Origin of the sequence: Acidovorax sp. NCPPB 3576 (assembly GCF_028473605.1) — a bacterium.
Taxonomy (GTDB): Bacteria; Pseudomonadota; Gammaproteobacteria; order Burkholderiales; family Burkholderiaceae_C; genus Paracidovorax.
In genome coordinates this window covers 1,864,729-1,887,845 of the sequence record NZ_CP097267.1, presented here as the reverse complement: position 1 = coordinate 1,887,845, position 23,117 = coordinate 1,864,729, and the positions used below count along the sequence as shown (strand labels likewise).

At 65.2% G+C, this 23,117-nt stretch carries 20 protein-coding genes and 2 tRNA genes; 1 reads left to right on the top strand and 21 read right to left on the bottom strand.

Translation table 11 applies throughout. The annotated features are described in order from the left end of the window. Positions 1-28: 28 nt before the first annotated feature. Complete coding sequence (gene mltG, locus M5C98_RS08740; protein WP_272552218.1) at positions 29-1,030, bottom strand: endolytic transglycosylase MltG; 1,002 nt, start codon at positions 1,028-1,030, stop codon at positions 29-31. Between the two features lie 46 nt (positions 1,031-1,076). Between mltG and ygfZ the strand changes: the two genes are divergently transcribed. Next, positions 1,077-1,994 (top strand): CAF17-like 4Fe-4S cluster assembly/insertion protein YgfZ, encoded by a 918-nt coding sequence (gene ygfZ, locus M5C98_RS08735; protein WP_272552217.1) that lies wholly within the window; start codon positions 1,077-1,079, stop codon positions 1,992-1,994. Positions 1,995-2,056: 62 nt separating this feature from the next. Here ygfZ and M5C98_RS08730 read toward each other — a convergent pair whose 3' ends face one another. From M5C98_RS08730 to M5C98_RS08635, 20 genes are all read right to left on the bottom strand, one after another. Next, complete coding sequence (locus M5C98_RS08730; protein ID WP_272552215.1) at positions 2,057-2,332, bottom strand: hypothetical protein; 276 nt, start codon at positions 2,330-2,332, stop codon at positions 2,057-2,059. Positions 2,333-2,482: 150 nt separating this feature from the next. Continuing rightward, positions 2,483-2,558: transfer RNA gene (locus M5C98_RS08725), tRNA-His, on the bottom strand. A 51-nt stretch (positions 2,559-2,609) separates the two neighbouring features. Then, positions 2,610-4,532, bottom strand: a complete 1,923-nt coding sequence (locus tag M5C98_RS08720; RefSeq protein ID WP_272552214.1) for a SurA N-terminal domain-containing protein — start codon at positions 4,530-4,532, stop codon at positions 2,610-2,612. A gap of 59 nt (positions 4,533-4,591) precedes the next feature. Further along, positions 4,592-4,667: transfer RNA gene (locus M5C98_RS08715), tRNA-Val, on the bottom strand. An 18-nt stretch (positions 4,668-4,685) separates the two neighbouring features. Further along, a complete protein-coding gene (locus tag M5C98_RS08710; RefSeq protein ID WP_007858657.1) occupies positions 4,686-4,958 on the bottom strand; it encodes an HU family DNA-binding protein in 273 nt (90 codons plus the stop codon). A gap of 348 nt (positions 4,959-5,306) precedes the next feature. Beyond that, a complete protein-coding gene (gene pgsA / locus M5C98_RS08705) occupies positions 5,307-5,876 on the bottom strand; it encodes a CDP-diacylglycerol--glycerol-3-phosphate 3-phosphatidyltransferase (RefSeq protein WP_272552212.1) in 570 nt (189 codons plus the stop codon). A 54-nt stretch (positions 5,877-5,930) separates the two neighbouring features. Further along, positions 5,931-7,979 carry an excinuclease ABC subunit UvrC gene (gene uvrC, locus M5C98_RS08700; protein WP_272552211.1) on the bottom strand — a complete coding sequence of 683 codons (2,049 nt, stop codon included), beginning with the start codon at positions 7,977-7,979 and terminating at the stop codon, positions 5,931-5,933. A 60-nt stretch (positions 7,980-8,039) separates the two neighbouring features. Then, positions 8,040-8,813 carry an aspartate/glutamate racemase family protein gene (locus tag M5C98_RS08695; RefSeq protein WP_272552210.1) on the bottom strand — a complete coding sequence of 258 codons (774 nt, stop codon included), beginning with the start codon at positions 8,811-8,813 and terminating at the stop codon, positions 8,040-8,042. Beyond that, entirely contained in the window at positions 8,810-9,628 is an 819-nt protein-coding gene (locus tag M5C98_RS08690) for a M55 family metallopeptidase (protein ID WP_272552209.1), read from the bottom strand. Before M5C98_RS08690 ends, M5C98_RS08695 begins: the two co-directional genes overlap by 4 nt. Positions 9,629-9,638: 10 nt before the next feature. Continuing rightward, the gene (locus M5C98_RS08685) at positions 9,639-10,727 is read right to left on the bottom strand and encodes a P1 family peptidase (protein WP_272552208.1); all 1,089 of its coding nucleotides are present in this window, start codon (positions 10,725-10,727) and stop codon (positions 9,639-9,641) included. Next, the gene (gene gsiD / locus M5C98_RS08680; protein ID WP_272552206.1) at positions 10,724-11,662 is read right to left on the bottom strand and encodes a glutathione ABC transporter permease GsiD; all 939 of its coding nucleotides are present in this window, start codon (positions 11,660-11,662) and stop codon (positions 10,724-10,726) included. The genes M5C98_RS08685 and gsiD overlap by 4 nt, the downstream gene beginning before the upstream one ends. Positions 11,663-11,705: 43 nt before the next feature. Next, complete coding sequence (gsiC, locus tag M5C98_RS08675; protein WP_272552204.1) at positions 11,706-12,626, bottom strand: glutathione ABC transporter permease GsiC; 921 nt, start codon at positions 12,624-12,626, stop codon at positions 11,706-11,708. Positions 12,627-12,718: 92 nt separating this feature from the next. Continuing rightward, the gene (gene gsiB / locus M5C98_RS08670; RefSeq protein WP_272552203.1) at positions 12,719-14,257 is read right to left on the bottom strand and encodes a glutathione ABC transporter substrate-binding protein GsiB; all 1,539 of its coding nucleotides are present in this window, start codon (positions 14,255-14,257) and stop codon (positions 12,719-12,721) included. A gap of 96 nt (positions 14,258-14,353) precedes the next feature. Continuing rightward, a complete protein-coding gene (locus M5C98_RS08665) occupies positions 14,354-16,237 on the bottom strand; it encodes a dipeptide ABC transporter ATP-binding protein (protein WP_272552201.1) in 1,884 nt (627 codons plus the stop codon). A 52-nt stretch (positions 16,238-16,289) separates the two neighbouring features. After that, complete coding sequence (locus M5C98_RS08660; RefSeq protein ID WP_272552199.1) at positions 16,290-17,297, bottom strand: isoaspartyl peptidase/L-asparaginase family protein; 1,008 nt, start codon at positions 17,295-17,297, stop codon at positions 16,290-16,292. 88 nt (positions 17,298-17,385) lie between these two features. Beyond that, positions 17,386-18,339, bottom strand: coding sequence for a MurR/RpiR family transcriptional regulator (locus M5C98_RS08655; RefSeq protein ID WP_272552198.1), 954 nt, complete (start codon positions 18,337-18,339; stop codon positions 17,386-17,388). 262 nt (positions 18,340-18,601) lie between these two features. Beyond that, positions 18,602-19,630 carry a Bug family tripartite tricarboxylate transporter substrate binding protein gene (locus M5C98_RS08650; RefSeq protein ID WP_272552196.1) on the bottom strand — a complete coding sequence of 343 codons (1,029 nt, stop codon included), beginning with the start codon at positions 19,628-19,630 and terminating at the stop codon, positions 18,602-18,604. A 92-nt stretch (positions 19,631-19,722) separates the two neighbouring features. Next, positions 19,723-20,700 carry a Bug family tripartite tricarboxylate transporter substrate binding protein gene (locus M5C98_RS08645; RefSeq protein WP_442867247.1) on the bottom strand — a complete coding sequence of 326 codons (978 nt, stop codon included), beginning with the start codon at positions 20,698-20,700 and terminating at the stop codon, positions 19,723-19,725. 72 nt (positions 20,701-20,772) lie between these two features. Continuing rightward, a complete protein-coding gene (locus M5C98_RS08640; RefSeq protein ID WP_272552195.1) occupies positions 20,773-21,804 on the bottom strand; it encodes a hydroxymethylglutaryl-CoA lyase in 1,032 nt (343 codons plus the stop codon). Continuing rightward, complete coding sequence (locus M5C98_RS08635; protein WP_272552194.1) at positions 21,801-23,018, bottom strand: CaiB/BaiF CoA transferase family protein; 1,218 nt, start codon at positions 23,016-23,018, stop codon at positions 21,801-21,803. The genes M5C98_RS08640 and M5C98_RS08635 overlap by 4 nt, the downstream gene beginning before the upstream one ends. Positions 23,019-23,117: the final 99 nt, after the last annotated feature.

Below are 23,117 nucleotides of genomic sequence, written 5' to 3'. Positions count from 1 at the left end.
GTGGACTTTCTGGCTTCGTTGGGCATGGTCAGGGCTGGCTCCGCTGATAGCGGTTGACGGCCCGGTTGTGCTCGTCGAGAGTCGGGCTGAAATGGCTGGTGCCATCGCCTCTTGCAACGAAATACAAAGCGTTGGTCCTCTCTGGCTGGACAGCAGCGATCAGAGACGCTTTCCCAGGCATGGCAATGGGCGTAGGGGGCAGGCCCGGGCGGGTATAGGTGTTCCAGGGCGTGTCCGCTAGCAGATCACGTCTTCGCAGGTTGCCATCGAACTTCTCGCCCAAACCGTAAATCACCGTGGGGTCCGTTTGAAGCAGCATGCCCGCTTTCAATCGGTTGCTGAAGACACCGGCGATCTGTGCGCGGTCGGAAGGACGGCCCGTTTCCTTCTCCACGATGCTCGCAAGAACGAGGGCTTCGTCAGCGCTTCGCAAAGGCGTGTCTGCCGATCGTTGCGCCCAGGCCGCTTCCAGGCGCCGATCCATGGCGTGCATTGCCCGGCGTAGCAAGGCCAAATCACTGCTTCCCTTCGCGTAGGTGTAGGTATCGGGGAAAAAACGACCCTCTGGCGGGACGCCTGGGCGATCGAGCCGCGCCATGATGGCATCGTCGGCCAGACCCTTGGTATCGGGTTTCAACTGGTCTTCGCGTGACAGCGCCTGACGGACCTGTCGAAAAGTCCACCCCTCCACCAGAGTAACGGCACGCAGGGCCTCTTCGCCACGCACGAGTTTCTGGAGCAACTCTCGGGGGGTGGTGCCTGGTGGGAGTTCGTAATTACCGGCCTTGATCAAACGATCCTGGCCAGACAGGCGGAACCACGCATAAAGCAAGCGCGGATCGGTGTCGACACCAGCGGCGACCACATCGCGCGCGACGCCCCGGGGCGTGGTGCCAGGCTCGATCGCCAACTCGAGTGATTGGGAAGATGGCAAGCCGCCGCGAATGGGCAACGGCTGGTGCAACCACCAAGCCGCTGCAGCTGTCGCAGCGCAAACAATGACTAGCAATAACGCAAGAAAACGACGCACAACCTTGGCAGCCTGTAGGAAAGTAACCGGGCATCATAATTCAGCCATGACTTATCCCTTGAACGGCATAGCCCCCCTATCCCACCTCGGCGTGATTCGTGTAGCGGGGGAAGATGCAGCGAATTTCCTGCATGGCCAGCTGACACAGGACTTCGCGCTGCTGGGCATGGATCAGGCCCGATTGGCCGCTTTCCTTTCTGCCAAAGGACGTGTTCAGGCGAGTTTTATTGGATTCAAACGCAGTGCCACGGAAGTGCTGCTGATTTGTAGCAGCGACCTTCTGGCCCCTACCCTCAAAAGGCTGTCCATGTTCGTGCTGCGTGCGAAGGCGCGATTGACTGATGCCACGGCAGACTTTGCGCTCTATGGGTTGGCAGGCGAGGCGTTGACAGCTCTGACAGACGGCGTGCTACTGCCTCCGTGGTCTAAGGCCATGCGAGAGCTGGCCACCATTGTGCACCTCTACCCTGCCGCTGGCCACCCGCGCGCTTTATGGGTTGCTCCATCCACAGCGCCTGCGCCTGCGGGCAATTTGCTTGCGCCCGGATTATGGGAATGGAGCGAAGTACAGAGTGGTGTGGCAACCTTGACTGCGCCCCTGGTGGATTTGTTCGTGCCTCAGATGTTGAATTACGAATCCCTTGGAGGGGTGAGCTTTAAGAAGGGCTGCTATCCCGGCCAGGAGATCGTAGCTCGCAGCCAATTCCGTGGCACGTTGAAACGACGCACTTATCTCGTTCATGCGCCCGCGCCGATCACGGTGGGGTCGGAAGTGTTTGCCACCAGCGACACGGAACAACCTTGCGGTGTAGTGGTGCAAACCGCTGAGGCCCCTGATGGAGGAATGGATGCTCTGGTATCGCTCCAAATTGCCTCTGCGGGCGAGTCGTTGCGCGTGGGCGGCATTGAAGGTGTTCCATTTGTATTGAACACCTTGCCTTATTCGTTGCTTGAAGACATCTGAACGCCTTCAAAAGGGGCTGAGTAGAGCCCGTAGCGCGGCTAAAGCATCCAAGGGCAATTGGATCAATCTTTTGCGAGGATGCCCACTACCGGAGGATCGTCCAGCCTTCGGGCACCGGACGCATATTCAGTGAGAGCGACCATAGCTTGGTCGCGAGTAGGCCAATGGCTTTCGGTCACAGGCAGGTTGTGGCCATCCACCTGGATCTGCATGAAGTAGTAGTGCCCTGCTTTGCTCAAGCACAGTTCAGCCGTGTAGGTGGCTCCGTCGGCAACCCCGAAAACTGTTTCTTGCGCGTGTTTCTCGTGCATTTCAAGCCCTTTCAGAATTTGCTCCATTCTGAACAGGTGGGCTGACTGTTTTTGTAGGCGACCAACCTATGCGATCCCAGCTTATCGATACCCTATCGGCAACCCACAACATTGGGACAACACATCGCGCAAAAAGAAAAAGCGCTGCAACCTTTCGATTGCAGCGCTTGACTGATTTGGGGTGGCTGATGGGGCTCGAACCCACGACAACAGGAATCACAATCCTGGACTCTACCAACTGAGCTACAGCCACCGTAGCCTCAAATTATACCCATAAATTAGTCACAATCCGAAGGAATGCCGATCAATTTTCCACAGCAGTTGCGGCCACCGGACGCGGCACCTTGAACTGGACCTTGAAGCGGTCTTTCAACAACTCGTAATAGGCAAGCGCTTCCGCAGAAGCCGTCGCCTGCGCGTATTGCTGATGCTGCTGGCGGTTCGCTGCTTCATCAGGGGCAGGACGCGGCACCACGCGGTTAACCTTCAACACAGCATAGCCCTGAGAACCGAGGCTGACGCCTGCCCATGAAGGCAACGCATCCACATTGGATTGCAACGCGGCATCAATCACGGCACGGGGCAAATTCTGCGGCTGATCTCTGGAAACAGTGACTGCAGGAGCAAGACCCGTGGCCGACGCAGGCGCTGCCTTCCAGGCCGCCAGCTTTGCCTCCCCTTCCTTGCGAGCCATCTCGGCAGACTTGTCAGCCACGTACAAATCCTTCACGCGAGCGCGAACATCTTGCAGCGGCAATGCACGTGCAGGCGTGTACGCTGTGATTCGCCCAGCAACCAAAGCACTCGGCCCGGTTTCGATGGCTTCCGTGTTCCGCTTGTGCTCCAGGGAGTCCGGCGAGAACAGCGCTTCAAGGAAGCGCTGATTGGCCAGCGGACCTTGCGTGCCCGGCGCAGGGGTCCGGGTCACGCCGTTGGCGGTTTGCACTTTGAGCTTTAACTTGTCTGCGACGGATTGCAGACCGTCGGCCTGTTCGTAAACTCCATTGGTGAAGGCTTCGGCCACTTCGGCAAACTTGCGTTGGGCCTGCTGCTGCTTGAGCTCTGCCTCCAGCGTAGGGCGCAACTGTTCAAAGCTGGGTTGCTTGGGTGCCTTGATGTCGGTCAGCAAAATGATGTGATAGCCAAAGTCAGACTCCACCACATTGCTGATATCGCCCTTCTTCATAGAAAAAGCGGCATCTTCAAAGGGCTTGACCATGGCACCGCGGCCGAAGAAATCCAGGTCCCCGCCAGAGGCTGCAGAACCGGTGTCCTGCGAGTATTTTTTTGCCAGCTCAGCGAACGTTCCGGGCGCCTTGCGCACCTGCTCCAGCAACTCGGTTGCTCGGGCCTTGGCCTTCTCACGATCCGCCTTGGAGGCATCCTTGCTCGCGTTGATCAGGATGTGGCTGGCACGGCGTTCTTCTTTGCCAGCCAAGCGCTCCAGATTTTGCTTGTAGTAAGTGCGCAAGTCTTCGTCGTTCACCACCATGCTGGCCTGGACTGCGTTCGTGTCCAGCACCACATATTCGACATTGGCCTGCTCGGACTGCTGGAACAACGCGGCATGCGATGTGTAATAGGCCTCCAGGTCAGCGTCCGAGGGTGCGATCTTCCCTGCGAAGTCGGCAGCATTGAAGCGCGCGATCTGGATTTCGCGACGCTGGTACAAGGCATCCAGCGCCAACTGGGACTGTGCGTTGCTGCTCAATGCCGAACCGAGCACCCCCGACATCACCTGATTGACGGAGAGGTCGCGGCGCACGTTGGCTTCGAAGCCCTCTGGAGTCAGCCCTTGCGCGCCCACGATGGCACGATAGGCTTCAGCATCCAGCGTGCCATCGGGACGCTTGAGATTCGCGATGGCAGGAATACCCTGCAGAGTACGGGCAAGTTGCGCGTCGCTGGCGATGAGGTGCATCTTCTTTGCGGCGGTCTGAAGCACACGATCCCGCACCATGCGCTCCAAAGTGGCATAGCGTGCCTGGGGGGTGTCGAGCAGTTTGGCGTCCACCGTAGGAGATTGCGCGCGGATGCGATCCATTTCGGCGCGGTGGGCGTTGTCCCACTCGTCCTGCGTGATGTCATGGCCATCGACGCGGGCCACCACGGGGCTTTTGCCCGAGAAGTAGCTGCGGTCGATGCCAACAAAGACAAAAGACGGAATGATCAGCAAGAACAGCAAGAACATCACGATCTTGGAGTGCTTGCGGATGGATTCGAACATGTGCGATCTTTCAGTGGCGACAAAAGAAAAGGCGAACTCGCGTTCGCCTTTTTGTTCGGTGGTGGGTGCTGACGGGGTCGAACCGCCGACCTACGCCTTGTAAGGGCGCCGCTCTACCAACTGAGCTAAGCACCCCACCTTAAACATAAACCATCAATTCAGAGCATCCTTCAATGCCTTGCCTGGACGGAACTTAGGAACTTTAGCAGCCTTGATCTTAATCGTATCGCCCGTACGGGGATTACGGCCGGTGCGCGCAGCGCGCTTGCCCACGGCAAAAGTACCAAAACCGACGAGAGACACCGTACCGCCCTTTTTCAAGGTCTTCTTGACCGCTTCGATCGTGGACTCCAGCGCTCGCGCTGCTGCAGCCTTGGAGATATCGGCGTTGTTAGCAATGTGCTCAATCAGTTCGGTTTTATTCACAAGAAGCCTCTCGGGAAAAGAGTGGATGGAATGTCTTTTGCAAATCTGGCCCTCTGAAACGCGCCACGTCGGACTGCGGCAAGGCAGCACTTCAAGCAGGCGGGGAAGGGCTGACACGGAGGCAGATTCTGCTGTGTCAGATTAAAGCCATCGACTTTCCGGGTGTCAATACAGTGCGCCGTTCAACGGCAGCGTAGCAGCGGATTCTAGACGCATTTGTGAAGCGGGCTGGGCCTTGCGGAGGCTTTTTCTGAGCGCCGTTGCGGCCATAGGCTCATCCCGTATTGACAATCTGCGGAGTGGAATTTTCACGCTCAGACTGCCACCAGAGAAGCGATGAGGCAGACATCACTTCTTGACCCGTGCACGGATTTCCGGAAGCGCTTTTTGAAGGTAGTACACCATCGACCAAACGGTGAGTACTGCGGCAATCCAGATGAGCCAAGTACCCCACACCCCGGTATCGATCACGCCGAACACCCGTCCGTCGTAGAGAAGGAAAGGAATCGCGACCATCTGCACCGTGGTCTTGACCTTGCCCAGCATGTGCACTGCCACACTGCGGGAAGCACCGATTTGCGCCATCCACTCGCGCAGCGCCGAGATCGCAATCTCTCGGCCGATGATGATCATTGCGACGAAGACGTCGGCCCGCTGCAGATGCACGAGCACGAGCAACGAAGCACACACAAGGAACTTGTCGGCCACTGGGTCGAGGAAGGCGCCGAACGAAGAGGTCTGATTGAGCTTGCGCGCAAGGTAGCCATCCAGCCAGTCGGTCGCCGCGAAGATGACGAACATGACCGTGGCGATGAGATTGCGTGTGGCTGGCTCCAGCGGCGCGTAGAACACCCCGACGATCAAAGGTATCGCGACGATGCGCGTCCAGGTCATGATGGTGGGGATGGTCAGGAACATGCGGCGATTGTGTCATGTCCGTTCGGCCACCATCGCCCACCGGGGCCAATCCAGTCAACGCAACGCGCGGTAGATCTCCTCGGCCAGGTCGCGCGAAATGCCTTCCACCGTGATCAGGTCCTCCACGCTGGCGGCCGCCACGCCGCGCACGCCGCCAAAGCGCTGCAGCAGCCGCGCCCGCTTCTTTGGCCCGACGCCTGGAATCTCTTCCAGCTGCCCCCCGCCCACGCGCACCTTGGCCCGCGCCGCACGCATGCCAGTGATGGCAAAACGGTGGGCCTCGTCGCGGATCTGCGCGACCAGCATCAGCGCGGCCGAGTCCCGGCCCAGATAGACCTTTTCGCGCCCATCGGCAAATACCAGTTCTTCCAGCCCGACCTTGCGGCCCTCGCCTTTTTCGACGCCGACGATGCGGCTGAGATCCAGGCCGAGTTCGGTGAACACCTCGCGCGCCATGCTGACCTGGCCCTTGCCGCCGTCCACTAGCACCAGGTCGGGCAAACGGGCCTGCCCTGGCGCGGGCTCTGCGCCTCCGGCCTCGCGCTGCGCCTCGGCCACTTTGCTGTAGCGGCGCATGAGCACCTGCCGCATGGCGGCATAGTCGTCGCCGCCCGTGATGCCGTCGATCTTGAAGCGCCGGTACTCGCTACTCTGCATCTTGTGGTGATGGAACACCACGCAAGAAGCCTGAGTGGATTCGCCCGCTGTATGCGAAATGTCGAAGCACTCGATCCTGAGCGTATCAAGCTCCTCTTCGCTCAAGTCCAGCGCCTCAGCGAGGGCACGGGTGCGCGCCTGCTGCGAGCCCTCCTCGGCCAACAGGCGCGCGAGCTGGATGTCCGCATTCTTCTGGGCCATGTCCAGCCATGCGCGGCGCTGCTCTCGCGGCTGGTGCACGGCAGTCACACGCACGCCGGTTTGTTGCGACAGCGCATCAATCAGCGCGCGGTCAACGGGTTCGCTCACGATGAGGGTGGGCGGGACCGGCACGCCAATGTAGTGCTGGGCGATGAAGGCCTCGAGCACCTGCACCTCGATGGAGCGCGCAAGCATTGTGCGCACTGCCTGGGCAGGCCCTCCCGCTCCCCCCGCAGCACCTGCCAACTCAGCGCCCGCCCCGCCTTCAGGAGAGCCGTCCGCACCGGCGGCCTCGGCATCGTCTGCCGCCTCCTCAGCCTGGAACACGGCTGCAGCGTCCTCCACATGCACCGGAAAGTAGGCTCGGTCGCCAAGGTGCCGCCCTCCCCTCACCATCGCCAGATTCACACAGGCGCGTCCACCCAGCACCTTCACGGCCAAGATGTCCACGTCCTTGTCGGACACGGTTTCAATGGCCTGCTGATGCAGCACACGCGACAGCGCGGTGATCTGGTTGCGTACATCGGCCGCCTGCTCGAACTCCAGGCGGGCGGAGTGGTCCATCATGCGGGCCTCCATCGACCTCAGCAACTCTTGCGTCTCGCCCCGCAGCATGGCCTCGGCATGGGCGACATCGCTGGCGTAGGCCTGGGGCGAGATCAGGTCCACGCAGGGTCCCGTACAGCGTTTGATCTGGTAGAGCAGGCAGGGCCGGGTGCGGTTGGCAAACACAGTGTCTTCGCAGGTACGCAGGCGAAACACCTTCTGCAGCAGCAAGATGGTTTCCTTCACCGCCCAGGCGCCCGGATAGGGGCCGAAGTAGCGGTGGCGCTTGTCGATGGCGCCGCGGTAGTACGCCATGCGCGGGAAAAGTTGGCCCGGCACTTCTCCAGTGCCATCCTTGGGAGCCACACCCGTGATCTTGAGATAGGGATAGCTCTTGTCGTCCCGAAACAGAATGTTGTACTTCGGATTCAGCGACTTGATGAGGTTGTTTTCCAGCAGCAGCGCTTCGGCTTCGGACCGCACCACGGTGGTCTCCAGCCGGACGATCTTGCCCACCATGTGGCCGATCCGCGTGCCGCCATGGGTCTTGGTGAAGTAGCTGGAGACGCGCTTCTTGAGATTGCGCGCCTTGCCCACGTAGAGCAATGCGCCTTGCGCGTCGAAATAACGGTAGACCCCCGGCAGGGGCGGCAGCGCGGCCACCTGCGCGAGGAGTTCGGGGGAATGCACATCGGACATGGCGCTATTGTGGCCAGACTCTGCGCTCCATCGCGGCCCCAACGGCCAAGCCCTGCCGGATCAGTGCCCGGCGTGTCCTTCGTAGGCCTTGCGGGCCAGTGCCATGGCCAGGATTTCGGAGGGGTCGATCAACGTCCAGCCTTCCGCTTCCGGGGCATGGGGCAAAGCCAGCGGGATTTCCGTGCAAGCCATGATCAGGGCGATGCCATCGCCATGGCGCCCACGCAACTGCCTGCCTACGCATGTAAAGGATGCTTGCGCCAACGCCAAGTTGCCGGCCTTGACCCCTTGGTAGATGCCCTGCATGAGTTCCTCGCGCTCGGATGGCTCGGGAATCACGCATTCGATGCCATGGTGCGCCATCACGGTGTCATACAGGCCCATGCCGTACGTGCCTTGCGTGGCCAGCAACGCCACTTGGCGGATGCCCCGCCGCTGCAGTTCGGTGGCGGTCTCCCGCGCGATGTGCAGCAGGTCCACGGACGGCACCCGCTCCTGCAGTGCGGCGTGCCAGGCGTGCGCGGTGTTGCACGAGATGGCCACCGCGCGGGCGCCCACGGCCGAGAGTTGCCGCAGAACCCGCGCCATTTCGTCCAATGGCTGCGGTGCGCTTGCATCGCTGAGCGCGCGAGACCGGTCCGCCACCGGGACCTGCGCCATCCAGTGCTCGGGGAATGCCTGATCCTGAACGGCCAAGCCATGCTCCTGCAGCCAGCGCTCGGACGCCTTGAGAAACAGGCGGGCGAAATCCACACCCGCCGCGGGCCCCATTCCCGCCAGAATGCCCACCTTCGCAGGCGCGCCAAAGGAATGTGAATGTGGTTCGCCGGTCATCGCAGCATGCTCGACATGGCCGACAGGCAATTGACCATGCGCACCGCCGACTCGGTGTCGGATGCCTGAAAGCGCACGGCATCAGAGGCCACGCGCTCCAGCGTCGGCCACTGGCAGAACAGATCGGCCAAGGCCGGCGTCTGGGCCTGCACGTCCACCAGAATCTCGCCCTCGATGCGAAAAGGCGGCACGGCAGCGCGATCCAGCACGGCTGCCGCCACGCCCGCCCGGATGGCGGCACAGGACTGCGCTGGCGACAGGCTGATGCCGCTCGTCTGGCCCGTTGCCCGCTTGGTCTGAACGAACCGGGCCTGGGGAAACAGCGGCTGGGTTTCCGCGATGAACACATCGTCACCCGAACCCATGAGCACCGGCGCGCCGTAGGCGCCAGCCAGCGCGCCATAGATCCCCGCCTCACCCAGCTCCTGGCCGTTGAATGCGATCCGCGCGAAGGCGAAGCTGTTGATGGTGTGGGCCAGAATGCCGCGCCCTTGGGCCCGGGAGTGATAGCCGATGAGGCAGACGCCGTCCATGCCCAGCTCCACGCCCGCCACCATGCTCAGGTAGCGGGGCTTGCCCTGGATGGCCTGCGCCCGTTCGTCGAGCAGATCGGGCGGCATGTTCCTAAAACCGCCGTGCGAATCGTTCACATAGACCTCGGAGGCGCCGGCATCGAAGGCGCCGGCGATCGCCGCGTTGGCCTCGGACGCCATCAGGCGTCGAGCGCGCTCGTATTCAGGATTGCCGGGCCGCACTTGCTCCGGGTGATAGACGCCCGCGACGCCTTCGATATCGACGGAAATGAGAATTTTCATGGAGGGGTCTTCAAGAAATCGATGCGGGCAGGCGGGACAGCAACCCGCGCAACGCGGGGCGGTGGTTCCCCTCCCGACCGGTGACGGGCTCGGCATGCCACAGGGCATGGACGATGGCCTGCTCCACGCTGTCGGCCGCTGCCTGGAACAGGCCGTCCAGCAGGGTTTCGTGCAGCATCGGTATGGCTGGCATGGGTTGGCACGGCTGATGAGGCATGGTGTAGGCCGTGGAGAACGCAAGGGCGATGTCACCGCTGCCATGGCCATAGACGGAGCCGGTGCGGGCAAGTCCTGCACCTGCGCGCAAGGCCAGGCGGTTCAATTGGCGGGCATCCAGCGGTGCATCGGTGGCCAGCACCATGATGATGGACCCACGTTCCGTTTCCTCGGACTCGGCGCGCGCCATGTCGTCCAGCAAGGTGGCTACCTCGGCACCGATGGCCTTGCCGCCCCACACCAAGTGGGGAAGCAGCCCATAGTTGGCCAGCACCAGCGCACCTACCGTGCAAATGCCGCCTTGGCGCAACGGCACCCGGCGCGATGCCGTGCCGATGCCGCCCTTCAGCTGGAAACTCGACATCCCCCGGCCCGCACCTACCGAACCTTGGGCGATGCGCGCACCCGCGCTGCTGCATGCCGCCAGGTAGTCGGGCCCGTCCAGCGCCATGCGCTGAATGTCGTTCAAAAAACCGTCGTTGCACTCCAGCACCAGCGGATTGACCGTAGGCAAGGCCCTGCCCGTCTCCGGATTGGCCTCGATGCACTGCCGGATCTGGGCCTGGGCCATGGCGCTGACGGAAAAGGTGTTGGTCAATGCGATAGGGGTCTCCAACTGCCCCAGCTCCGCCAACTGCACCAGGCCCACGCTCTTGCCAAAGCCGTTGATCACCGCCATGCCTGCCGGCACCTTGTGGCGATAAGGGTCGAGGCCATGCGGATGGATCACGGTGACGCCGGTCTGCACCGGCCCGTCATCGCGCGTCGCATGGCCCACCGTCACGCCCGCCACATCGGTGATGGCATCGAGCGGCCCTGCCGACAGGCTGCCGATGCGCGGCGGCACCAAAGCCGCGGCGTTGCCGGGCGAAGAAGACTTCATGACTGCCGGTCGATCTTCGGGTCGAGAGCGTCGCGCAGGCCATCCCCCAACAGGTTGAAGGCCAGCACGGTCAGGAAGATCGCAAGGCTGGGGAACAGCGCGACGTGCGGGGCGTTCACCATGTCGGCACGCGCTTCGTTGAGCATCGCGCCCCACTCCGGCGTGGGCGGCTGCGCGCCCATGCCCAGGAACGACAGGCTGGCCGCCGTGATGATCGAGGTGCCGACGCGCATCGTGAAGTACACGACGATCGAGGAAATCGTGCCCGGCAGGATGTGCCGCACGATGATGGTCCAGTCCGACGCACCGATGCTGCGGGCCGATTCGATGTAGGTCATCTGCTTGAGCACCAGCGTGTTGCCACGCACCAGCCGTGCGAAAGCCGGCACGCTGAACACCGCCACGGCCACGATGACGTTCGTCATGTTGCTGCCCAGGATGGCCACCACGCCCAGCGCCAGCAAGATGCCGGGGAAGGCGAACAGCACGTCCGATATGCGCATCACCACGCGGTCCCACCAGCCCTCGTAGTAGCCCGCCAGCAGGCCCAGGGCCGTGCCTATCAGGCAACCGATGAGCACCGACAGGAATCCCGCCGCCAGCGAAATGCGCGCACCCATCAGGATGCGGCTGAAGATGTCGCGCCCCAGCGGGTCCACACCGAACCAGTGAACGGCCGACGGCAGCTCGTTCAGCCGCTCGTAGTCGAAAAAGCCTTCGGCGTCGTAGGGCACCAGCACGGGTGCCAGCACGGCCACCAGCACCAGCAGCAGCACGAAGGCCAGGGCCACCATGGCCACATGCTGCTTCTTGAACTTGCGCCAGAACTCGCGCCAGGGAGTGCGCACCGCGCCGGAACTGGCAGCGGCCGGTGCCAGCGAGGCGGCTGCCAACTGCGCGGCATCGGGAGGCGTGGGGATGGAGGGCGTGGTCATAGCGTCTCTTCGTGTTCGTTGGATGGGATGCCGGACGCCATCGTCACTTGTAGCGGATGGTGGGGTTGATGAAGCCGTAGAGCATGTCCACCACCAGGTTGATGAGGATGAACTCCAGCGAGAACAGCAGCACCAGCGTCTGGATCACGGGGTAGTCGCGCATGGTCACGGCATCCACCAGCAGGCGGCCCAGGCCCGGCCAGTTGAAGACGGCCTCCACCACGATGGAGCCGCCCAGCAGAAAGCCGAACTGCAGCCCCATCATGGTGATGACGGGAATGAGCGCATTGCGCAGGCAATGCTTCAAGATCACGAGGCGCTCGTTGAGCCCCTTGGCGCGCGCCGTGCGCACGAAGTCTTCCTGCACCACCTCGACGAACGACGCGCGGGTGAAGCGCGCCATGACCGCGGCGACGGCCGCCCCCAGCGTGATGGAGGGCAGGATGTAGTGCTGCCAGCTTGTCGCACCCACCGTGGGCAACCAGCCCAGGTTGACCGAGAACACCTGCATCAGCACCATGCCCAGAGCGAACGCGGGAAACGAGATGCCCGACACCGCCAGCGTCATGCCCAGCCGGTCGGGCCATCGGTTGCGATACACCGCCGAGATGATGCCGATGCCCATGCCGAAGATGACCGCCCAGACCATGCTGGTGACGGTGAGCGCCAGCGTGGGCATGAAGCGCTCGCTGATCTCGGCCGCCACCGTGCGGCCGGTGCGGATGGACTTGCCGAAGTCGCCCTGCACCATGCGCGTGAAGAAGTGCACGAACTGCTCGGGCAGCGGCCTGTCCAGGCCCAGGTCGTGGCGCACGACCGCGACGGCGGCCTCGTCGGCGTCCTGGCCCGCCGCCAGGCGCGCGGGGTCGCCGGGCAGCATGTGGACGAACAGGAACACCAGCACAGCCACGATCAGCAGCGTGGGCAAGAGTCCCAGCAGTCGTTTGAGAAAGTAGTTCAGCATGGGTGCGGCGCTGCGGGCGCAGCGATGTGTTTTTGATGAAAACAGGAGCAGCCCGCGCACGCCAGATCAGCGCGCGGGGCTGCCTTGGCCTGTTATTTCAGGTCGATCTCGTCACTGTTGATGTTGCCGTCGGGCATCACGTGCACGCCGGACAGGCGCTTGGCGTGGGCGTACAGCACGTCCTCCGTCACCAGCGGGATGCGCGGCAGGTCCTTGGCGAGCTGCTCCTGCGCGGTCTTGTAGAGCGCGGCGCGCTCGGCGCCGTTGGTGGTCAGCAGCGCCTTGGCGATGGACTCGTCCACCACGGGGTTGCTGTAGAAGGCGTAGTTCGCCAGCTTCGGCGCCCAGGACTCCGTGGAGAACAGGGGGCGCAGCGCCCAGTCGGCCTCGCCGGTGGAGGAAGACCAGCCGATGTAGTACAGGCGCACCTTGGCAGTCTTGGGATCGGGCCATGAATCCACCTGCTCGGCGCGCTGGCCGGGCTCCAGCGCCTGCACAGACACCTTGATGCCGACCTGCTGCAACTGCTGCTGGATGAACTGGATCACCTTCTGGCTGGTGGTGTTGTTGTAGCCGCTCCACAGCACGGATTCGAAACCGTTGGGATAGCCCGCTTCCTTCAGCAGTTCCTTGGCCTTGGCCACGTTGTAGGGAATGGGCTGCATCTTCACCGCATATTCCACGCCCTGCGGCACGAAGCCCTGGGCCGGGAAGGCATGGCCGTTGAAGGCCACCTTGGCCAGCGCTTCCTTGTTGATGGCGTAGCCGATGGCTTCGCGCACCTTGGGGTTGTCATACGGCTTTTGCAGCATGTTGAAGGTGAGAAAGCGCTGGATGATCGACGGCGCGGACACCACCGTGACCTTGTCGCTCTTCTGGAGCGTGGCGATCTGCTCATAGGGCAGCGTGAAGGCAAAGTCGGCCTCGCCCGTCTGCAGCATGGCGGCGCGGGTGTTGTTCTCGATCACAGGCTTCCAGGTGACCTGATCGACCTTGGGGTAGCCCTTCTTCCAGTAGCCCGCGAACTTCTTGCCCACGATGGCCTCGGTCTGCTTCCATTCGACGAACTCGAACGGGCCGGTGCCTACCGGGTGGAAGGCGATGTCCTTGCTGCCCCACTTGGCCAGCGCGGCGGGCGAAATCATCGCGGCCGAGGCGTGGGCCAGCGCGTTGATGAAGGGGCCGAAGGGCTCCTTGAGCGTGATGCGCAGCGTGGTCGGGTTCACGGCCTCGACCTTGGCGACGCGATTGAACTGGTTGGCGCGCAGCAGGCGGTTCTCGGGGTTCATCACGCGGTCGAGGGTGGCCTTGGCCGCGGCGGCGTTGAAGTCGGTGCCGTCGTGGAACTTGACGCCCGAGCGCAGCTTGAAGGTATAGACGAGGCCGTCATTCGACACTTCGTAGCTCTCGGCCAGCACGTTCTTGACCTTCATGTCCTTGTCGAACGCGAACAGGCCTTCGTAGAAGCTCTTGGTCACGGCCGTGGTGATCGTCGTGTTGGTGTTGTAGGGGTCGAGCGTCTCGGGCTGCTGGTAGATGGCCAGCACGGCGTTGCCGGCGGCCAGCGCGGAGCCGGACATGGCCAGGGCCAGCAGGCTGAAGGCGATGCGGCGGGTAGAAGCTTTCTTCATGGTTGAACTCCGGTGTGGAAAAGATCAGGGGTTTTCAAAATGGATAGCTGCTTTCGCTTGTCAGACAAGCGCTGAAGGTCGATTGGATTGGAAACATCAACCCCCTTGCGGCGCCACGAAATGGCCGGGGCCCACCTGCACCATCGGCAGCACCACGGGCTCGTCGCCCACCGCGCGGATGGGGCTGGGGATGTCCCCCTCCAGCAGCGTGCGCCTGAGGTGCCTGCGCGCCGGGTCGGCGACGGGCACGGCGGACATGAGCTTCTTGGTGTAGGCGTGCTGCGGGTTCTCGAAGATCGCGCGGCGTGGCCCGATCTCCACGATCTGGCCGAGGAACATCACCGCCACGCGGTGGCTGATGCGCTCGACCACTGCCATGTCGTGCGAGATGAAAAGAAACGCCACGCCCAGTTCGCGCTGCAGGTCCAGCATCAGGTTGACGATCTGCGCCTGGATGGACACATCCAGGGCCGAGACCGATTCGTCCGCCACCACCACCTTGGGATTGAGCGCCAGCGCCCGTGCGATGGCGATGCGCTGGCGCTGGCCACCCGAGAACTCGTGCGGGTAGCGCTGCGCATAGTCGCGCGGCAGGCCCACCTTTTCCAGCAGCCAGTCCACGCGCTCCTGGGCCTGCCGGCCGCTGGCCACCTTGTGCACCAGCAGCGGCTCCATGATCGAAAAGCCCACGGTCAGGCGTGGGTCCAGCGACGCGAACGGGTCCTGGAAAATGAACTGGATGTCTCGGCGCAGCGCCTGGACTTCGCTCGTGGGCAGATCCAGGATGTTGCGCCCGCCGAACTCGATGGCACCGCTTTGGCTATCCACCAGCCGCAGCAGCGAGCGGCCCGTGGTGGACTTGCCGCAACCGGATTCGCCCACCAGCGCCAGCGTCTCGCCCGGATAGAGGTCGAAGCTCACCTTCTCCACCGCATGCACGCGCCGCTTGACGCGGTTGAACAGTCCCGAGCGCAGGTCGAAACGGGTCACCAGGTCTTTCACGCGCAGGATGGGCTGGGCGCCTTCGGGTCGCGTGTCGATGGGCGTGGATTGCAGCGTGGGCACCGTTGCCGCATCGCCGGTAGGGCGCAGCAGTTCGAAATGCCGTGGCAGGTCCGTGCCCTGCATGGCGCCCAGTTTGGGCACGGCCGACAGCAGCGCCTGCGTGTAGGTGTGTTGAGGGGTAGCGAAGATCTGCGCGGAAGGCCCCTCTTCCACCTTGTCGCCGCGGTACATGACCAGCACGCGGTCGGCCACCTCGGCCACCACGCCCATGTCGTGGGTGATGAAGATCACGCCCATGCGCATCTCCTCCTGCAGCTGTCGGATCAGCTGCAGGATCTGCGCCTGGATGGTCACATCCAGGGCCGTGGTGGGCTCGTCGGCGATCAGCAGCTGCGGCTTGCACGACAGCGCCATGGCGATCATCACGCGCTGGCGCATGCCGCCCGACAGCTGGTGCGGAAACCGGTCCAGCACGTTGCGCGCCTCCGGGATGCGCACCAGCTCCAGCATGCGCAGCGCCTCGGCGCGCGCGGCCGCACGGTCCTTGCCCTGGTGGTAGCGAATGGATTCCGCGATCTGCTCGCCCGCGGTGAACACCGGGTTGAGCGAGGTCATCGGCTCCTGGAAGATCATGGCCACGTCGGCGCCGCGTACCGACTGCAACGTGGCGTTGCTGGCGCGGCGCATGTCCAGCACCTGGCCACTGCTGCGGCGCAGCGCGATCGAGCCGCCCACGATCTTTCCGCCGCCGTGCTCCACCAGCCGCATCAGCGCCAGCGAGGTGACCGACTTGCCCGAGCCCGACTCGCCCACGATGGCCAGCGTCTCGCCCCGGTCCACGTGGAAGGACAGGTTGCGCACGGCATCCACCGTGCGCTCGGAATTGGCGAAGCGGATGGTCAGATCGTCCACGGCCAGCACGCGGTGCTCCGGCAGGGCAAGGGACGGCGTCGCGCTCGAAGGGGTTGGATTCATGGCAGGACAGGAATAGGAAATTCGATCGTTCGATGCGTCGGCCTATGGGGCTTCAGGCATCCGGCGTGCGGAAGATGAAGGACTCGGCCGCATGGCCGACGCGGGCCAGGCCGCGGTACATGCCTTCGGTGTTGAATGGCAGGCATACGTTGCCGTGGCGGTCCACCGCGATCAGCCCCCCGGTGCCGCCCACCGCCGGCAGCGCGCCATGCACCACGGCATCGACCGCTGCTTCCAGCGAGGCGCCGCCGTAGGCCATGCGCGCGCAGATGTCGTGCGCCGCGCTCACGCGGATGAAGGCTTCGCCATGGCCCGTGCACGACACGGCGGCCGTGCGGTCGTCCGCATAGGTGCCCGCGCCGATGAGCGGGCTGTCGCCCACGCGGCCGGGGCGCTTGTTGGTCATGCCGCCCGTGGAAGTGGCTGCCGCGAGGTGGCCCTGGGCGTCCAGCGCCACCGCGCCCACGGTGCCCATCTTGCGGTCTTCGTCCAGCGCGCGGCCCGACAGGCCGGCCAGCGCGGCAGCCCCGTCGTGGTCCAGCACCGCGCCCGACTGGCCGGCCTGCGCGGCCTGCAACTGGGCGCGCCGGGCTTCGGTCGAAAAGTAATGGGGCTCGACCATGACCAGCCCCGCATCGCGCGCCAGACGCTCGGCGCCCTCGCCCGCCATGAGGACATGCTGGCCCTGGCGCAGCACCGCACGGGCCGCCAGGATGGGGTTGCGCACGTGGCGCACGCCGGCCACCGCGCCTGCCGCCAGCGTGGCGCCCTCCATCAGCGCGGCATCGAGCTCGTGGGTCGCATCGGCGGTGAACACCGCGCCATGCCCGGCATTGAACAGCGGGCAATCTTCCAGCAGCTGCACGGCCGTGCACACCGCATCGGCGGCAGACCCGCCCTGCTGCAGCACCGCCTGCCCGGCGCGCAGCACGTCCTGCAGCACGCCGTGGTAGGCCCGCTCCTGCCGGGCGTCGATCTGCGCGCGGCTCAGCGTTCCGGCACCGCCGTGGATGGCGATCACCGGAACGGGACGGCCTGAAAGAGACGGAAAAACGGTCATGGGAGAAGCGGCGAACCGGTCAGCGAAGTGAATGGGAACGAATCGGCCAGGCGAAAAGCAATCGGGGAGCGATGGATGCGGCCGCCGCTCAGGCCCGGCCATTCCCCTTGGCCGCGGGCTTCTTGGCGGCGTCGGCCGAGCGAGGCGCCAGCCGCGTGCGCGAGCTGTCATGCAGCCAGGGCAGCACCGCCTCGGTCATGCGCGCCGCGGTCTTCACCGACTCCTTGGCCTGGTGCGCCACGGCGCTGGTCAGCGCCTCGATCATGGCCAGCGCCGACGATTCGGAATTGGCCGCGTACTGGTTTTCGGTCTGCGCGAACAGGCAGCCGTGGGCAAAGGGCACCAGGGGCGACTGCAGCCCGTCGGTCAGTGCCAGCACGCGCACGCCGCGCTCGAAGGCGCCCTGGGCCAGCACGACGGTGTCGGTCAGGTAGCGGGGGTAGCTGATGGCGATGAACAGGTCTTCCTCGCCCATGCGCGGCAGAAGCCGAGCGCCGTAGGACGCACCCGCCACCCCGGCCAGCAGGTGCACGCCGTCGCAATGCGCATCCAGACCGCGCTGCAGCAGACCGGCGAGCCAGCCGCTGGCGCCGAAGCCGGCCAGGTAGATGCGCCGCGCCCCCACGATGGCCTGCACCGCGGCTTCGCACGCGGCCGGGTCCAGTGCCTCGCGCGTGGCGGCGATGTTGCGCTGGCTTTCCTCCAGCGCGGCGGCGAACACGTCGCCGATGCTGCTGGGCTTTTCCAGCTTGATGCGCATCTTCTCGATGGGCGCCAGCATGGCTTCGAAGCCGCGCACCAGTTCGGCCCGCAGCATGGGGTAGCCGTCCAGGCCAATCGCCCGTGCGAACCGGTTGGCCGTGGCAATGGACACCCCCACCGCTGCCGCCAACTCGTCGATCGGCATCGTGGCTGCTTGCAGTGGGTGGGCCAGCACGTAGTCCGCCATCTGCTGGTGCGACCGCGTGAGCGTGGGACGCACCCGCCCGATGCGGATGGCGATCGTCGGGGCTTCGATGCTCGGGTCGGGAATAGCGGACATGGGACAGGCGTCGGGTGGCGGAAAAGCGTTCGACCGCTTTTGATAAAAAATTTACAACACCGTCATATTAAAGAAAAAATTCAATCATTCAAAGAATTTTTACAAGCGCATGACGGGTCCCGTTGTCACGGCCACTCTCCCGCTGCCTCGGCGCACAGCGCGGCGCGCAAAGCGCGGCGCGCAAAGCAAAAAGCCCTGCGCGCGGCGCAGGGCTTCGATGGCTGGCGGGCCCTCAGCGGGCGGCCCGAGGTGCGAGGAACGATCAGTCCGCCTCGATCTTGGAGGCCTTCACCACCTGCGCCCAGTTGGCCAGATCGGCCTTCACCCGCTCGGCGAGCGGTTGCGGTCCCTGGTAGTCGGCGGTGGCACCCTGCTCCAGGGCCTTTTGCTGGAATGCGGGGTTCTGCACCACGGTGCGCACGTCGGCCACCAGCTTGTCCACCACCGCCTTCGGCACGTGGGCCGGTGCGAACAGCGCGAACCACGAGGTCGCATCCACTTTGGGGTAGCCTGCCTCGGCCGTGGTGGGCACGTCCGGCAGGCTGGCCAGTCGTTCCTTGCCCGTCACCGCCAGCACGCGCAGCTTGCCGGCCTGGATGTGGGGCATGAACGGCGGTGCGGTGCCGAAGGTCAGGTCCACCTGGCCGCCCAGCAGATCCTGCAGCGCCGGGCCTGTGCCCTTGTAAGGCACGTGCACCATCTTCACGCCGCCCTGCTGCTCCAGCATGGCGCCGGTCACGTGCTGCAGCGAGCCGTTGCCGGACGACGCGTAGTTGAGCTTGCCGGGGTGCGCCTTGGCATAGGCGATCAACTCGGCCAGGGTCTTCACCGGCAGGCCGTCGCGCACGACGATGATCTGCGGCGCCGACAACACGTTGGCGATCGGCTGGAAGTCGCTCGGCTCCCACTGCTTTTGCCGGGTGAGCAGCGGCGAGATCACGTGGTAGCCCGAGTACTGCATGAGCAGCGTGTAGCCATCGGGCTCTGCGCGCTTGACCACGCTGGCGGCGATGTTGCCGTTGCCTCCTCCTTTGTTGTCCACCACCACCGATTGGCCCAGCACCGGCCCCAGGGCCTGCGCGAGCATGCGCGCGGACAGGTCGGTGGTGCCGCCCGCGGCGGTGGGCACCACCAGCGTGACCGGCTTGGTCGGGTAGCCGCCCTGCGCCCAGGCCGTGCCTGCGAACGCCGTAGCCAGCGCGATGGCCACCGCAGCCCGGCGGCGGGTGGCGGTTCGGTTCACGGTGCGAGTGATTGCGGGGGTGGCGAGGGTGATCGTTGTCGGTGTCATGCCGTGTCTCCTTGGTTTTTAGAAATTCAAAAAAAGTGCTGCAGTGCCTGATTGCGCCCTGCCCGTGGCCGCACGGGCGAGCCCGCCCGCCATCAATCCACCTTGGCCCCGGTGTCTTTCACCAGCCGGCCCCAGCGCGCCAGGTCGTCCCGCACCAATGCCGCCAGTTGGGCCGGGCTGCCCTGGTAGGGCTCGCACCCCACGGCGGCCAGCCGCTCGGCCACGTCTTTCTGGCCCAGTGCCCGGGCCACCTCGGCCTGCAGCCGCGCGACCACGGTGGCCGGGGTTCCGGCCGGCGCGAAGAGCCCGTACCAGGGTGTCTGGCCAAAACCCGCCAGCGTCTCGCCGATGGTGGGCACGTCCGGCAGCGCCGCCACGCGCCGCGTGTTCACCACGCCCAGCACCTTGAGCTTGCCGGCCTTGATGAACGCGATGGAGGACGGCAGGCTTTGCACCGACAGCGGCACCTGCCCGCCCACCACATCGGTGGCGGCTGCGGCAGAGCCCTTGTACGGCACATGCTGCAAGGAAATGCCTGCGGTCTTTTGCAGCATCTCGCCGATCAGGTGGTTGAGCGTGCCGTTGCCCGCCGAGGCGATGGCGTACTGGCCCGGGTGCGCTTTGGCCAGCGCCACCAGCTCGGCCACGTTGGACGCGGGAAACGCCGGGTTGGCCACCAGCACATAGCCTGCGGTGGCCAGCGGTGCCACCGGTTCGAAATCCTTCACCGGATCGAACCCCGTGTGCTGGTAGAGCCAGGGGTTGATGACCTGCGCGCTGTCAGCGGTCAGCAGCAGCGTGTAGCCGTCCGGCTTGGCCTTGGCCGTGGCGGCCGTGCCCACGTTGCCGCCGGCGCCGGGGCGGTTGTCCACCACCACCGGCTGCCCCAGCTGCTCCGACAGCTTTTGCGCCACCACGCGCGCAATGGCGTCGTTGGCGCCGCCGGCCTGCTGCGGCACCACGAGGGTGATCGCGCGCTGGGGGTAACCAGCCTGTGCAATGGCCGTGCCCGCTGCGCTGCACAGCAACGCGGCCAGCGCCGTGCGCCGGGAAAGGAAATGCATACCCATGTTTTGTCTCCTTCTTTGCAATGCGTTGTCTCTTGCGGGATCGCAGCCTTTTTTGCCAGCGGTCCGAAGCGCTCAGGCCGCGTCGCGGGCCAGGGCCCGTTCGCGGATCGCATCGAATCCGTCGGGCACCGGATGCAGGTCCAGCCGCCGACCGGCCTTCACGATCTGGCTGGGAATGTCATGGCCGATCAGGCCGGGCAGCCGCCCGGCCGCGGCGATCAGCGCGCAAAGGTCCACGCCCGTGTCGTAGCCCATCAGCTGCAGCGCGTGCACGATCTCTTCGCTGCACACGTTGCCCGAGGCGCCCGGCGCATAGGGGCAGCCCCCCAATCCGCCGAGCGACGCGTCGAAGCGGTCCGCCCCCGCACCGATGGCCGCCAGCACGTTCGCCAACCCCATGCCGCGCGTGTTGTGAAAGTGCAGCGTGAAATCCACCCCCGGCCAGCGCGCGCGGGCCGCAGCGGTCAGCCCCGCCACCTGGGTCGGATACGCCATGCCGGTCGTGTCGCACAACGTGATGCCGCGCACGCCCAGGTCGGCGAAGCGCTGCACCCAGCCGAACACGTCCTCCTGCGCCACATCGCCCTCCATGGGGCAGCCGAACACGCACGACAGCGACACGTTCACCGCCACGCTGGCCGCCTGGGCCGTGGCCACCACCTGCGCCAGCGCCGCGAATGATTGCGCCCGCGCCATGCGCAGGTTGGCCAGGTTGTGCGTTTCGCTGGCGGACATGACCAGGTTCAGCTCGTCGGTGTGCGCCTCGATGGCGCGCTCGGCGCCGCGCACGTTGGGCACCAGCGCGCTGTACACCGTGCCGGGGCGGCGCGCGATCTCGCGCATGACGATCTCGGCATCGCGCAGCGCCGGTATCGCCGTGGGCGAGACGAACGCCGTCACCTCGATCTTCGACAGGCCCGCCGCCGACAGCGCATCGACCAGCGCGATCTTGTCCGCCGTGGGCACGAAGGCCTGCTCCATCTGCAGGCCGTCGCGCGTTCCCACTTCCTGCAGGTGGATGCGGCGGCCGTTGCCGCTCCACACGCCAGCGCGGGCTTGGCCTGTTTCGTCCGGCCCGTTCGACGGGTTCCGAGTCGCGGTCATTGGATCACCCCCTTGCTGCGCAGCAGCGCGATCTGTTCGGCGGTCAGGCCCGCCTCGGCCAGCACCGCATCGGTGTCGTCGCCCAGGTGCGGCGCGCTGGAGCGGATCGTGCCCGGCGTGCCCGACAGCTTGGGCACGATGCCCGGCACCTCGACCACATAGCCGTCGCGCGTGGTCTGCGGCAGCAGCATGTCGCGGGCGCGGTAGTGCGGGTCTTCGGCGATGTCCTGCGCCGTGTACACCTTGCCGGCCGGCACGCGGGCGGCCCCCAGGCCCTCCAGCACCGCCTGCACGGTGCGCCCGGCCGTCCATTCGCCGATGGCCGCGTCGATCTCCGCCACCCGGGCCACCCGCCCGGCATTGCTGCCCAGGTCGGGCGCCGCCGCCAGATCAGGCCGGCCGATGGCCTCCATCAGCCGCTTGAAGATGCTGTCGCCATTGCCTGCCACCAGCACCCAGCCATCGGTGCACGGATACGCGTTGGACGGCGCGATGCCCGGCAGCGCGCTGCCCGCCGCGTCGCGCACGGCACCGAAGGCGCTGTACTCGGGAATGAGGCTCTCCATCACGTTGAATACGGCTTCGTGCAGCGCCACGTCAATCACCTGGCCTTGGCCGCCGTTCACCTTGCGGTGGTAGAGCGCCGTCAGTACACCCACGGCGCCGTGCAGCGCCGCCAGCGTGTCGCCGATGGACACGCCCACCCGCACCGGCACGCGGCCGGGCTCGCCCGTCAGATGGCGCAGGCCACCCATCGCCTCGCCGATCATTCCGAAGCCCGGCAGGTCGCGGTAGGGGCCGGTCTGCCCGTAGCCCGAGATGCGCAGGATCACCAGCCCGGGGTTGAGCGCATGCAGCGCCTCGGGCGACATGCCCCAGTCTTCCAGCGTGCCGGGGCGAAAGTTCTCGATCAGCACGTCGGCCTCGGCGATGAGCCGGCGCGCGATGTCCCGCCCTTGCGGCTGGCGCAGGTCCAGCGCCAGCGAACGCTTGTTGCGCGACTGCACCTGCCACCACACCGAGGTGCCCTCCTTGATCAACCGCCAGTTGCGCAGCGGATCGCCCGCGCCGGGCGCCTCGATCTTCACCACGTCTGCGCCGAACTCGCCCAGCGTCTTGCCGCAAAACGGCCCGGCGATCAACTGGCCCATCTCGATCACCCGCACCCCGGCCAGGGCGGCGGGGGCTGCTGTCGTTTCCGTCGTCGTCGTCATTCCTGTCGCTTCCCTTGGTTCGAATGGCGCGGATCATGCCGCGCGCCCTGCCCGCCGCAAAACCCCGATGCGCGACGCCGCCATCGCAAACCGGCATGG

Bases quoted from the DNA above. Each gene is read 5' to 3' on its own strand.
- ygfZ (WP_272552217.1), top strand. From the start codon at position 1,077: ATGACTTATCCCTTGAACGGCATAGCCCCCCTATCCCACCTCGGCGTG.
- M5C98_RS08730 (WP_272552215.1), bottom strand. From the start codon at position 2,332: ATGGAGCAAATTCTGAAAGGGCTTGAAATGCACGAGAAACACGCGCAA.
- M5C98_RS08720 (WP_272552214.1), bottom strand. From the start codon at position 4,532: ATGTTCGAATCCATCCGCAAGCACTCCAAGATCGTGATGTTCTTGCTG.
- pgsA (WP_272552212.1), bottom strand. From the start codon at position 5,876: ATGTTCCTGACCATCCCCACCATCATGACCTGGACGCGCATCGTCGCG.
- uvrC (WP_272552211.1), bottom strand. From the start codon at position 7,979: ATGTCCGATGTGCATTCCCCCGAACTCCTCGCGCAGGTGGCCGCGCTG.
- M5C98_RS08695 (WP_272552210.1), bottom strand. From the start codon at position 8,813: ATGACCGGCGAACCACATTCACATTCCTTTGGCGCGCCTGCGAAGGTG.
- M5C98_RS08690 (WP_272552209.1), bottom strand. From the start codon at position 9,628: ATGAAAATTCTCATTTCCGTCGATATCGAAGGCGTCGCGGGCGTCTAT.
- M5C98_RS08685 (WP_272552208.1), bottom strand. From the start codon at position 10,727: ATGAAGTCTTCTTCGCCCGGCAACGCCGCGGCTTTGGTGCCGCCGCGC.
- gsiD (WP_272552206.1), bottom strand. From the start codon at position 11,662: ATGACCACGCCCTCCATCCCCACGCCTCCCGATGCCGCGCAGTTGGCA.
- gsiC (WP_272552204.1), bottom strand. From the start codon at position 12,626: ATGCTGAACTACTTTCTCAAACGACTGCTGGGACTCTTGCCCACGCTG.
- gsiB (WP_272552203.1), bottom strand. From the start codon at position 14,257: ATGAAGAAAGCTTCTACCCGCCGCATCGCCTTCAGCCTGCTGGCCCTG.
- M5C98_RS08665 (WP_272552201.1), bottom strand. From the start codon at position 16,237: ATGAATCCAACCCCTTCGAGCGCGACGCCGTCCCTTGCCCTGCCGGAG.
- M5C98_RS08660 (WP_272552199.1), bottom strand. From the start codon at position 17,297: ATGACCGTTTTTCCGTCTCTTTCAGGCCGTCCCGTTCCGGTGATCGCC.
- M5C98_RS08655 (WP_272552198.1), bottom strand. From the start codon at position 18,339: ATGTCCGCTATTCCCGACCCGAGCATCGAAGCCCCGACGATCGCCATC.
- M5C98_RS08650 (WP_272552196.1), bottom strand. From the start codon at position 19,630: ATGACACCGACAACGATCACCCTCGCCACCCCCGCAATCACTCGCACC.
- M5C98_RS08645 (WP_442867247.1), bottom strand. From the start codon at position 20,700: ATGGGTATGCATTTCCTTTCCCGGCGCACGGCGCTGGCCGCGTTGCTG.
- M5C98_RS08640 (WP_272552195.1), bottom strand. From the start codon at position 21,804: ATGACCGCGACTCGGAACCCGTCGAACGGGCCGGACGAAACAGGCCAA.
- M5C98_RS08635 (WP_272552194.1), bottom strand. From the start codon at position 23,018: ATGACGACGACGACGGAAACGACAGCAGCCCCCGCCGCCCTGGCCGGG.